At 77.0% G+C, this 11159-nt stretch carries 9 protein-coding genes; 7 read left to right on the top strand and 2 right to left on the bottom strand.

The window, feature by feature from the left end; all coding sequences use genetic code 11:
* The first annotated feature begins 690 nt into the window (after window positions 1-690).
* Genes ACIQFU_RS33075 through ACIQFU_RS33065 form a run of 3 tightly spaced genes read left to right on the top strand, consistent with a single transcriptional unit; the run spans window position 691 to window position 2833 of the window.
* Complete coding sequence (locus tag ACIQFU_RS33075) at window positions 691-1413, top strand: glycosyltransferase family 2 protein (protein WP_402556546.1); 723 nt, start codon at window positions 691-693, stop codon at window positions 1411-1413.
* Window positions 1410-2048, top strand: coding sequence for a DUF2064 domain-containing protein (locus ACIQFU_RS33070; protein WP_402556544.1), 639 nt, complete (start codon window positions 1410-1412; stop codon window positions 2046-2048). The genes ACIQFU_RS33075 and ACIQFU_RS33070 overlap by 4 nt, the downstream gene beginning before the upstream one ends.
* Window positions 2045-2833, top strand: a complete 789-nt coding sequence (locus ACIQFU_RS33065) for a class I SAM-dependent methyltransferase (RefSeq protein ID WP_402556542.1) — start codon at window positions 2045-2047, stop codon at window positions 2831-2833. Before ACIQFU_RS33070 ends, ACIQFU_RS33065 begins: the two co-directional genes overlap by 4 nt.
* 334 nt (window positions 2834-3167) lie before the next feature.
* On the opposite strand, the gene ACIQFU_RS33060 is transcribed toward ACIQFU_RS33065, so the two are convergent.
* On the bottom strand, window positions 3168-4421 hold the full coding sequence (locus ACIQFU_RS33060; protein WP_402556541.1) for a molybdopterin-dependent oxidoreductase: 1254 nt from the start codon (window positions 4419-4421) through the stop codon (window positions 3168-3170).
* Window positions 4422-4534: 113 nt separating this feature from the next.
* Between ACIQFU_RS33060 and ACIQFU_RS33055 the strand changes: the two genes are divergently transcribed.
* Entirely contained in the window at window positions 4535-5911 is a 1377-nt protein-coding gene (locus tag ACIQFU_RS33055; protein ID WP_402556539.1) for a hypothetical protein, read from the top strand.
* A 29-nt stretch (window positions 5912-5940) separates the two neighbouring features.
* On the opposite strand, the gene ACIQFU_RS33050 is transcribed toward ACIQFU_RS33055, so the two are convergent.
* On the bottom strand, window positions 5941-7191 hold the full coding sequence (locus tag ACIQFU_RS33050; RefSeq protein ID WP_402556538.1) for a sensor domain-containing protein: 1251 nt from the start codon (window positions 7189-7191) through the stop codon (window positions 5941-5943).
* Between the two features lie 207 nt (window positions 7192-7398).
* Here ACIQFU_RS33050 and ACIQFU_RS33045 point away from each other — a divergent pair, with 207 nt between their 5' ends.
* From ACIQFU_RS33045 to ACIQFU_RS33035, 3 genes are read left to right on the top strand one after another with little or no spacing between them, the layout of a single operon-like run.
* Window positions 7399-7677, top strand: a complete 279-nt coding sequence (locus ACIQFU_RS33045) for a hypothetical protein (protein WP_402556536.1) — start codon at window positions 7399-7401, stop codon at window positions 7675-7677.
* Window positions 7674-8429 (top strand): ABC transporter ATP-binding protein, encoded by a 756-nt coding sequence (locus ACIQFU_RS33040; RefSeq protein WP_402556535.1) that lies wholly within the window; start codon window positions 7674-7676, stop codon window positions 8427-8429. The genes ACIQFU_RS33045 and ACIQFU_RS33040 overlap by 4 nt, the downstream gene beginning before the upstream one ends.
* Window positions 8430-8431: 2 nt before the next feature.
* The gene (locus tag ACIQFU_RS33035; RefSeq protein WP_402556533.1) at window positions 8432-10966 is read left to right on the top strand and encodes an FtsX-like permease family protein; all 2535 of its coding nucleotides are present in this window, start codon (window positions 8432-8434) and stop codon (window positions 10964-10966) included.
* The last annotated feature ends 193 nt before the right edge of the window (window positions 10967-11159 follow it).

Raw genomic sequence — 11159 nt, 5'->3', positions numbered from 1 at the left:
AGCCCCGGCCGAAGAACCGCCGGGAAACGACCCCACCGACCCACCCGCACCACCACCCAGGGAACGAACCGACAGCCCGACCCCGGCCCCTCCGGGAAACGACCCCGCAGACCCACCCGCACCCCCACCCCGAAAGCCAACCGGCCGCCCGACCGCCGGCCCTGCGGGGACCGGGGTCCGGAACCCACCCGAAGCCGCTGCCGAAAGCCCTCCGGGGACCGGGGCCCGGAACCCACCCGAAGCCCCGGCCGAAGAACCGCCGGGAAACGACCCCACCGACCCACCCGCACCACCACCCAGGGAACGAACCGACAGCCCGACCCCGGCCCCTCCGGGGAACGGCCCCGCAGACCCACCCGCACCCCCACCCCGAGAGCCAACCGGTGGCCCGACCCCAGGCTCGCCGGCAACCGGGGTTCCTGGCCCACCCGAGGTCCCGGCCGAAGAGTCGGCATGGTGCGGGGCCGTGGCGGCCCCCGGGGTGTCGGCGCGGGGTGCGGCGGGGAGTGGGGACAGGGGTCCGTTCGGGGGTGCGGGTGGGGGCGGCGGGGCGGGGGCGTAGGGCTGCTGGTGCATGGGACCACCCTCGCACCGGCCTCTCGCCGGTGTCCTTCCCCGGTGTGGCCCGGCCCGCGACGTCCGTGTTTCGTAAGGAGTGGAAGCCCGATTCGTCCGGTTCCGGTTCGTAGGGTGAAGGCCGTGACCACCTCGCCCGCTCCGGACGTCGACGTCGTACTCCCCTGCCTGAACGAGGCCGGGGCCCTCCCCTGGGTCCTGGCCCGCGTCCCGGCCGGCTGGCGTGCGCTCGTCGTCGACAACGGTTCCACCGACGGCTCGGCGGACCTCGCCCGCTCGCTCGGCGCCACGGTCGTGACCGAGCCGCGCCGCGGTTTCGGCGCCGCCTGCCACGCCGGGCTGACCGCCGCCACCGCCGACGTCGTCTGCTTCTGCGACTGCGACGCCTCCCTCGACCCGGGCCTGCTGACGCCCTTCGTGCGCGAGATCCGCGCCGGCACCTCCGACCTGGTGCTCGGCCGCCGACGACCGCAGGCCAGGGGCGCGTGGCCCGTGCACGCCCGCGCGGGCAACCTCGCCCTCGCCCGGATGCTGCGCCGCCGCACCGGTCTGCGCCTGCACGACCTGGGCCCGCTGCGCGCCGCCCGCCGCGAACGGCTGCTCGCCCTCGGCCTCACCGACCGGCGCAGCGGCTACCCGCTGCAGATGGTGGTGCGGGCCGCCGACGCGGGCTGGCGGGTCACCGAGCACGACGTCCCGTACCTCCCCCGTACCGGCGCCTCGAAGGTGACGGGGACCTGGCGCGGCACCTGGCACGCGGTGCGCGACATGCGCCGCGTCCTGGCCGAGCCGCCCGCCGTCCGCGCGGGCGCCGGTGAGGGGAGCGGCGTCAGGTGACCGCCACGACCACCCTCCTCGTCATCGCCAAGGAGCCGCGCCCCGGCCGGGTCAAGACCCGGCTGACCCCGCCCTTCACGCCCGCCGAGGCGGCCGCGCTGGCCGAGGCGGCCCTCGCCGACACCCTGACCGCCGTCGCCGCGGCGCCCGCCGGGCGCCGGGTCCTCGTGCTCGACGGCGCCCCCGGCCCGTGGCTGCCGCCCGGCTTCGACGTCGTACCGCAGTGCGCCGGCGGCCTCGACGAGCGGCTCGCGGACGCGTTCGACGGGTGCGCGGGCCCGGCCCTGCTGATCGGCATGGACACCCCGCAGGTGACGCCGGACCTGCTCGACGTGGACTTCCGCGACTGCGAGGCGTACTTCGGCCCGGCCGAAGACGGCGGCTTCTGGGCCCTGGGCCTGGCCCGGCCCGAACCCGCCCTGCTGCGGGGCGTGCCCATGTCGACGCCGGTGACGGGGGCCGTGCAGCGCGAGCGGCTCCTGGCGGCGGGGCTGCGGGTACGGGACCTGCCCGCCCTGTGCGACGTCGACACCGCCGCCGACGCCCGTGCCGTGGCCGCCCTGGCCCCGCGGGGCCGGTTCGCCGCCCGGCTGGCGGTCTGCGCACCGGCCGCGGACCGGCGGGCGGGCCGGTGAAGGGCGCCGCGCGCCTCGCCCCCGGCCGGCCGTCCACCGCCGCACTCGCCTGGGAGGTCTCCGACCCCTACGCCGCCGCCCTGCGCTCGGGGCGCGGGCCGCTGTTCCTGCGCCGCACCGACGGATGGCTCCTGCCGCTGGACGTGGAGCGCTGGTGCGCACGGGCCGACGCGGTGGACCGGGAGGTGCTCGACCGGTGCGAGGGCGCCGTGCTCGACGTGGGCTGCGGACCGGGACGGCTGGTGGCGGAACTCGCCTCCCGGGGCCGGACCGTCCTCGGCATCGACGTCAGCGAGGCCGCCGTGACCCGCACCGTGGGACTCGGGGGCCAGTCGCTGCGCCGCTCCGTCTTCGAGCCGCTGCCCGGCGAGGGACGCTGGGAGACCGTCCTCCTCATGGACGGCAACATCGGCATCGGCGGCGACCCCCGGGCCCTGCTCACCCGCGTCGCCGCCCTGCTCGCACCCGGCGGCCTGCTGATCGCCGAGACGGCCCCGGTCGAGGTGGACGAACGCGCCCACGTGCAGGTCGTCGACGTCACCGACGGCCACGGGGCCGGCACGCCCTTCCCCTGGGCGCGGATCGGCACCCGTGCCCTGCTGCGCCGCGCGGACGCCGCCGGCTGGCTGAGAGACGGTCAGTGGACGTCGGGGGAGCGCCGCTTCGTCGCGCTGCGCAGCAGCCGACCGGCGAGCAGCAGCGCCGAGCCGCCGAACAGCACCGCCGTGATCAGCAGCCAGCGGCCGAGGAACCCGTCCGGCGACAGCGCGGCCACCGACCGGTAACGCGCGTCCACCCGCCCGCCGATCAGCGGGAACCACACCAGCAGGAGCAGCCCGGAGAAGGCCGCCGGGACGCGCACGTACGGGACCCACTCGCGGTGGCGCACCGCGCCGAGCCCGCGTACGACGGCCCGGTCGGCCACCGCGTACAGCGGCAGCAGCACCAGGTCGTGCAGCAGCGCCGCCCCCACGAACCACAGGACCACGCCCAGCCGGTCACCGGCGAGCAGCCGCACCCCCGCGTACGCCGACAGCGCGAACGAGCAGGCGAGCAGCAGGATCTGGAAAGGGCTGCCGATCACGGACCGCGGCGACTGCCGGAGCCCTCGCACGCGGTTCATCCCAGTTCTCCGAACGTCATCCGGGCCACCCACTTGGTGTTCAGCACGCCGGGCGCGGCGGGCACGATGATCCGCGCCGGATGGCCGTGGTCCGCGCTCAGCGTCTCGCCGTTGACGTGCAGGGCGAGCAGGGAGCGCGGGTCGGCCACCTGGTTGGCGCGCAGGGCCCCGCGCCGGAAGGCGCCGCGCCGCTGGAGGGACTCGACCAGGACGTCCGGCGGGTCGCCGTCGAAGCCGACGAGCGCGGCGAGGTCCCGCAGCCGCACCCCGCGCCACCACTGGTCGGAGGTCGACCAGCCCTCGACGCAGGCGATGGGCAGGGCGGCGCCGTGCTGCGGCAGCCGCAGCAGGTCGGCGCGGGCCAGGCGGACCGTTCCGGTGCGGCCCACGACGACGAGCCGCCACGTGTCCTCGCGCGTCTCGGCCGCGTCGATGCCGGCGTAGGCGGCGGTCTTGTTGACCTGGAAGCCGTTCGGGCCGTCGCCCGGTTCGGCCCCGCCGTGCGGCGCGAGCAGGGCCGTGGCCCGCACCGGGCCGTCGAAGGAACGCCCGGCGCTGGTGGCGAACAGGAGCAGCGAACCCCCGCCGACCGTCCACAGCGCCCCGCGCCGCGACACGGTCGGCGCGTCCGGCCGCGGCGACCGCAGGCCGTCCTCCGGCTCGCGGACGTCCCCCGCGCGCATGCGCCGTACGTTGCGCAGCGCGGCGGGCACCTTCAGCGCGGCGTGCGCGACGAAGGCGGCGAAGAAGACCCACGCGCCGTAGAAGTGCAGCGGGTAGAAGGAGCCGGGGAACAGGTAGTCCAGCTGGATGTTGAGCACGCCGGTGACGAACTCGAACAGCGCGCCCCCGACCAGCAGGAGCAGCGAGATCCGCTCCAGCACGTGGGCGAGCGAGCGGGCCGGCGGCAGCGTGAACAGCCTCGGGACCACCGACCACAGCTTGGCCAGCAGCACCGGGATCAGCACCAGCCCGAGCGTGACGTGGACGCCCTGCGTGAGGCGGTACAGCCAGGGCGGGCCGGTCGGCCACGCGAAGAGGTAGAAGCCGAGGAGCCCCTTGTCCGGGGTCTTGTCGTTGACCGGCGACAGGTCCGGGTTGTAGGCGGCGTACGACAGCAGCCCGGTCACGAACAGCACGGTGATGCCGACGAGCAGGACGAGGCCGAGCACCGACGTGAACCGGGGCCCGCGCAGCGGGCTGCGCCAGAAACCCGGGGAGGAGGGAAGCCGTGGGGCGAGGTCGCGCATGTCCCGACCGTAGGCCGGGGCGTGCCCTTTGGACGGTCCGCGACCCATGACGAAACGCTGACGTCCGCCGTGCGCACCGCCGCCCGCGTGATCTCCCGGCCTACGGTGCCGGGGTGACCGTGACCCGCCCGCGCCCCGTTCCCCGCGACCTGTACGCCGTCGCGGCCGCCGTGCTGCTCGTGACGGCCGCCGTCCTGGTCGGCCGGTACGTGTTCACCTACGACGACCTGATCGTCGGCTGGCCGCCCCTGCTGGGCCGCTGGGATCCGCACCTGGGCCCCGGCACCCCGGCGGCCGTCGTGGTCGCGGCGGCGGTCGTGGCCTACGGCCCCGCCGTCGCCGCCCGGCTGCCGTGGCGGGCACTGCTCCCCGCCGCCTGGGGCACGGCGATGGCCTGGACCTGGTCGCTGGCCCTGATCGACGGGTGGGAACGGGGCGTCGCCGGCCGGCTCGCCACGAGCCAGGAGTACCTGTCGGTCGTCGACCGCTGGCAGGACGTCCCCGCGACCCTGCGGGACTTCACCGGGCACATCCTTCTCCACTCCCCCGGCAACTGGCCCGCCCACGTCGCCGGGCACCCCCCGGCGTCCACCCTCACCTACGTGCTGCTCGACCGGGTCGGGCTCGGCGGCGGGGGCTGGGCCGGGGCGTGGACCATCACGGTGGGCGCGACGGCGGGCGCGGCCGTGCTGGTGACGGTGCGGGTACTGGCCGGCGAGCGGCTCGCCCGGCGGGCGGCGCCCTTCCTGGTCCTGGCGCCGGCCGCGGTGTGGATGGGCACGTCCGCCGACGGCTACTTCGCGGCGGTCACCGCGTGGGCGCTGGCGCTGCTGGCCCTCGCGGTGACCGGGCGCCCGCTGTGGTGGGCGGCGGGCTCGGGGCTGCTGTTCGGGCTGGCCTGCTACCTCTCGTACGGCCTGACGCTGTTCGCGGTGCCCGCGGCGGCGGTGCTGCTGCTCGGGCGGCGCGGGGTGCGGGATCGGCCGGTGCTGTTCGTGCCGCTGCTGCTGGGGGCGGCGGTGGTGCCGGTGGCGTTCACGGCGGTGGGCTTCGACTGGTGGGAGGCGTACCGGCTGCTGGTGACCCGCTACTACGAGGGCGCGGCCGGCGTCCGCCCGTACGGCTACTGGGTGTGGGCCAACCTCGCCTGCACGGTGCTCATCACGGGCCTGGCGACGGCGGCGGGCCTGCGGCGGACGGGGGGTGTGCTGGTCCGGGGGCGCACCGGCGGCGGGCGGGCCGAGGGCGCGGGGACGCCGGAGGGGCGGGCGCGGGAGGTGCGTCTGGCGTTCCTCGTGGCCGCCGGGCTGCTCGCCCTGCTGGTCGCCGACCTGTCCGGAATGAGCAAGGCGGAGACCGAACGCATCTGGCTGCCGTTCGCGCTGTGGCTCCTGCCCGCCTGCGCCTTCCTCACGTGTCCGCGCGGCTGGCTGGCGGCGCAGGCGGTACTGGCCCTTCTCCTCAACCATCTGCTGGCGACGGGCTGGTGAGCACGCGGGCAGTGCGAACGGCCGGCAGGTCAGCCCCCGCAGGGCAGTTCCGCCTCCAGGACGGTCGGGCCGCCGGGCGGGCTGGTCAGGCGGAGGGTGCCGTCCAGGGCCGCCACGCGGCGGCGGATGCCGGTCAGGCCGGAGCCGCCGTCCTCGTCGGCGCCGCCCCTGCCGTCGTCCTCGACCAGCAGCCGCAGCCGGCCGCCCGCGGCCCGGACCGTGACCGAGGCCCGTGCGGCGCCGCTGTGCTTGGCGATGTTGGTGAGCGCCTCGGCGACCACGAAGTACGCCGTCGCCTCGACCGAGGCCGCACACCGCTCCGACACGTCCGCGTCGACCCGGCACGGCACTCCGCAGTCCGCCGCGAGGCCCGACAGCGCGCCCGCGAGCCCCCGGTCGCCCAGGACCGGCGGCAGGATGCCCCGCGCCACCGAACGCAGCTCCGCCAGCGCCTGCTCGGCCGCCGACTGGGCCCGCTCCAGCAGCTCGTCCGCACCGGCCGGGTCCCGCGCCGCCATCCGCCGCGCGGCACCCAGCAGCACCGTGACCGACACCAGCCGGTTCTGGGCACCGTCGTGCAGGGAGCGCTCGATCCGGCGCAGCTCCGTGGCGTGCGCGTCCAGTGCGGCGGCCCGGGTGGCGGTCAGTTCCGCCACCCGCAGCGACAGGTCCGTGTCCGGACCGGCCGCGAGCAGCCGCCGGGCCGGGGCGGCCTGGCGCCGTGCCATGGCCGGGCCCAGGCCCAGGAGGATCGCGGTCCAGCCCACGCCCAGCAGCACCGCCGCGATCACGTCCAGCCAGGTGTGCGCGGTGCCGATGCCCACGGACGTGGTCGTCGCCTCCTCGGGCACGAGCCACCACCACAGCGGGAAACTGATGTCCCGGACGGCGCAGAGCGGCAGCAGGAGACCGAGCAGGCCCAGCAGGAACCCCAGGGTGCTGTGCCGCACCAGCCAGCTCAGCTCCCGCCGGGTGGTGGGGTCGGCCAGTGCGGACCGCAGCCGGGTGGGCGGCGGGTCGGGCGGCACGATGTCGATGCCCCGGCGGGCGAGGCGTTCACGTTCCCGGCGGGCCAGCGCGTGCAGGGCGCGCAGGACGGCGGGGGCGAGCAGCAGCCCCGCCCCGGCCGGCGCGGTCACGGCGGCCACGGCCGACAGCAGCAGCACACCCAGCCCCAGGAACGCCGTACCGAGCCCCCCGACGAGCTGCCCCGTCGCGACGCCCGCGGCGCTCAGGGTCCGTACGGCGGTCTCCCGCACGGACCTGACCGGGACCGTCATCCGCCTGCCTCCCTCCGGGCCGTGCGCCCCGCCCGGGCGTGCTCGGCGTGCCCGACCCTATGCCGCCGGACGGGCCTGCGGCGGGTGCGGAGCCGGAAGGTACAGCCTGCTGTACCCCGGACCGGGCGGCCCACGGGATCGGCCGCCGGGGGTCTGGCTCCCTAGCGTCGGAGACGACCGAGAGCGACGCCGACGGAGGCCGCAGCCATGACGCACCAGGACCACCAGGACTACCGGGACCGCCAGGATCCCTACCGCCTCGGCACACCCCGGGCCACCCCCACCGCCCCCGGCGACGGCCCGGACGCCGTCTCCCGCGGGGACGTCCTGCGCACGCTGCTGTGGACCGTGGTCGTGCTCAGCGCCGTCGCCAACATGGCCCTCTCCTTCACCGGTGCCGCCGCCCCGCTCCACCTGGCCAGCGGTGTGGTCACCGTGCTCGCCGCCGGCACCCTCGTCGTACGGGGCCTGCGGGGGCGGCGATGAGCACCGCCGCCCCGGCCGCCGTCACCGCGCGCCGGGCGCCCGCCATCGCACTGGACCGCGTCGCCCGGACCTACCCGGGCGGCGTCCGGGCCCTCGACGACGTGTCGCTGACCGTGGAGCACGGCACGTTCCTCGCGGTGATGGGGCCCTCGGGCTCCGGCAAGAGCACCCTGATGCACTGCGCCGCCGGTCTCGACTCCCCCACGTCGGGCAGTGTCCGCATCGACGGGCAGGAGATCTCCGGGCTGAACGAGACCCGCCGCACCGAACTGCGCCGCGAACGCGTCGGTTTCGTGTTCCAGGCGTACAACCTGATCCCCTCGCTCAGCGTCGAGGACAACATCACGCTGCCGCTGCGCCTGGCCGGCCGGCGCCCGGACCTGGACTGGCTGCGCATGCTGACCGGGCGGGTGGGGCTGGCCGACCGGCTGTCGCACCGCCCGGCCGAGCTGTCCGGCGGCCAGCAGCAACGGGCCGCCGTCGTACGGGCGCTGGCGGCGAGGCCCGCCGTCGTCTTCGCGGACGAGCCGACCGGAGCGCTGGACCTGCGCAGCGCCCGCCAGGTGCTCGACCTGCTGCGCGCACTCGTCGACGACCTCGGTCAGACGGTGGTCATGGTCACCCACGACCCGGCCGCCGCGGCCCGTGCCCACCGGGCCCTGGTGATGGCCGACGGCCGGGTGGTCGAGGCGCTGGAACGGCCGGACGCCCCGCAACTGGCCGACCGGCTCGTCGCGTTGGGGGAGCGGTAGACATGCTGCACCTGGCCCTGCGCATGGCCGCGCACCGGATCACCGCACTGCTCGCCGTGGCGTGCGCGGTCCTGGGCGGCGCGGCCCTGATCACCGCCACCGGCGTACTCACCGAGTCCGGGCTGCGTTCGCAGCTGCCGCCCGGACGGCTCGGCGGTGCGGACGTCGTGGTCGCCGCCGGCCAGGAGTTCCGCCCGGGCGGGGACCTGCCGGTCGCGCTGCCCGAGCGGGCCACGGTCCCGGCCCGGCTCGTCGGCCGGCTGGCCGCCCTGCCCGGCGTCGCCGCCGCCGTCGGCGACATCGGCTTCCCGGCCGCGCTGGTCGACGCCCGCGGCGGGATCACCCCGGTCGCGGAGGATCCGAAGACGGCGGGGCACGGCTGGTCCTCGACGACACTCCTCGCGGATCCGCGGGTGGAGGGCCGGGCGCCGTCCCGCGCGGGCGAGATCGCCGTGGACGCCGGTACGGGGCTGGCGGTCGGCGAGCGCGTCGAGGCGGTGGCGAACGGACGCCCCCCGGCGGCCTACCGGGTCACCGCGCTGGTCGACGCCCCGGGCGCGGGCGTCTACTTCGCGGACGGGACGGCCGCCGGGCTGGCCGACCGCGACGCGGGGAGCGGGGGCCCGCGTGCCGGGACGGTGGACCTGATCGGACTGCGGGCCGACGACGGTGCCGGGGGCCGGGTCGCCGCCGCCGTACGCGAGGCGGTGGCGGGTACGGGCCTCCAGGTGAGCACCGGCGCGGACCGGGGCGACGCGGTGGCGCCCGGCGCGGGGTCGGCGCGCTCGCTGCTGATCCTGCTCGCCGGTTCGCTCGGCGGGATCGTGCTGCTGATCACCGGGTTCGTCGTCGCGGGCGCGCTGGGCGTGACCATCGCCGGGCAGCGCCGCGACCTGGCGCTGATGCGGGCCGTCGGCGCCACGCCGAAACAGATCCGCCGCCTGGCCGCCGCGCAGTCGACGGTCGTCGCGGCGGCGGCCCTGGCACCGGGCGTGGCGGTGGGCTACCTGCTGGCCGGCCGCTTCCGGGAGCTGCTGGCCGACCGCGACGTGCTCCCGCCCGAACTCCCCCTCACCGTCGGCCCCCTGCCCGCGCTCGCCACGCTGCTCCTGGTGGTGGCGGCGGTGCGGCTCTCCGCCCGGTGCGCGGCCTGGCGCACCTCGCGGATGCCGGCCACCGAGGCGGTCGCCGAGTCGCGCAGCGAGCCGCGCACACCGTCGCGGGGGCGGACCCTGGCCGGCCTGCTGCTGATCCTCGGCGCGTGCGCGCTGTCGGTGGTGCCGCTGCTGTCCCGGACGGTCCTCGGGGCCTCGGTCACCTCCATCGCGGGCATCCTCGCCGCGATCGGCCTGGCGCTGTCCGGCCCGGCGCTGGTCAGGAGCGCGGGCGAGACCGCCGTACGGCGGCTGCGGCCGGGGGTGGCGGCGCCGACGTGGCTGGCGCTGTCCAACGTACGCGCCTACGCCCTGCGCCTGTCGGGGGTGGTCAGCCCGCTGGCCATGGGCGTCGTGTTCGTCCTGACGTACACGCTCACCCAGACCACGGTGCTGGCCGCCACGGCCGAGGACACCCGCACGGGCACGCTCGCCCAGTACGAGCTGACGGCACCGGCGCTGGGCGGACTGCCCGACGGCACCCTGTCCGCCGTACGGGACGTGCCCGGCGTACGGGCCGCGGCACCGGCCGGGACGACCACGGTGGTGTGGGAGTACGAGGAACTCGGCGATCCCGCGGTCGAGTCGGCCCCCGCGACGGTCCTCGCGCCGGACGCCGGGGACGTCCTCGACCTCGGGGTGAGGGACGGCGGCCTGGACCGGCTGACCGGGGCGACGGTCGCCGTGAGCGGCGAGGCCGCCCGCACCCGCGACGCCGGGCTCGGCAAGCGGGTGCGCCTGGTGCTCGGCGACGGGGCGCGCGTCGACGCCCGGGTCGTCGCCGTGTACGACCGGGGGCTGGGCTTCGGCCCGGTCGTCCTCTCCCGCGAACTGGCCGCCGGGCACACCACGACCGGCCTCGACCAGCGGATCCTGGTCCGCACCGACGGCACCGAGGAGGCGGGGCGGGGGCTCGCCGCGCTGGCCGCCGACCGTCCCGGCCTGGCCGTCGCGAGCACCGCACCAGACGTCACCGGGGCGGACACGCCGCCCGAGGTGTGGATCAACCTCGCGGTGGTCGTGGTGCTCCTCGGCTATCTGCTGCTGAGCATCGCCAACAAGCTGGTCGCCGCCACCGCCCAGCGCCGCACCGAGATCGCCGCGCTGCGTCTGGTCGGCACGACCCCGCGGCAGATCCGCGCGATGATGCGCCGCGAGGCCGCGGTCGTCGCCGCCGCGGCCCTGGCCTGCGGCCTCCTCCTGTCCGCCGTCCCGCTGGCCCTCCTCGGCCAGGGCTTCCTCGGCCACCCCTGGCCGGCGGGTCCCGCCTGGCTCCTCCCGGCGGTGGCGGCGACGGTGGCCCTGACGTCGTACCTCACGACCGAACTCCCCACCCGCCACGCCCTGCGCACCCCTCCGGCAGACGCCCTGCGCACGGACTGACCCCGCCCCGAACCCCCGGGACGGGAGGTCACCGGTGCGGGTTCGGCTTGGCTGCCGGGGTGCGCGCGGTGCCGCGGGTCGGCTTGGTCGCCGGGTTTCGGCAGGTGGCGAAGTTCCGAGCGAGCCGACCCGCCCCCGAAGAGACTCCGCGCCGCCGGGCAGCCGGGCCGCAGCCACCGGCCGGGACCCGTGG

The sequence above is a fragment of the Streptomyces sp. NPDC093065 genome (assembly GCF_044754585.1).
Lineage (GTDB): Bacteria > Actinomycetota > Actinomycetes > Streptomycetales > Streptomycetaceae > Streptomyces.
Note: the sequence above shows the minus strand (reverse complement) of the source record. Positions and strands in the feature narration are given on the sequence as shown.

Coding starts and splice junctions, on each gene's coding strand:
- ACIQFU_RS33050 (WP_402556538.1), bottom strand. CDS start 7,191: ATGACGGTCCCGGTCAGGTCCGTGCGGGAGACCGCCGTACGGACCCTG.
- ACIQFU_RS33060 (WP_402556541.1), bottom strand. CDS start 4,421: ATGCGCGACCTCGCCCCACGGCTTCCCTCCTCCCCGGGTTTCTGGCGC.
- ACIQFU_RS33035 (WP_402556533.1), top strand. CDS start 8,432: ATGCTGCACCTGGCCCTGCGCATGGCCGCGCACCGGATCACCGCACTG.
- ACIQFU_RS33040 (WP_402556535.1), top strand. CDS start 7,674: ATGAGCACCGCCGCCCCGGCCGCCGTCACCGCGCGCCGGGCGCCCGCC.
- ACIQFU_RS33045 (WP_402556536.1), top strand. CDS start 7,399: ATGACGCACCAGGACCACCAGGACTACCGGGACCGCCAGGATCCCTAC.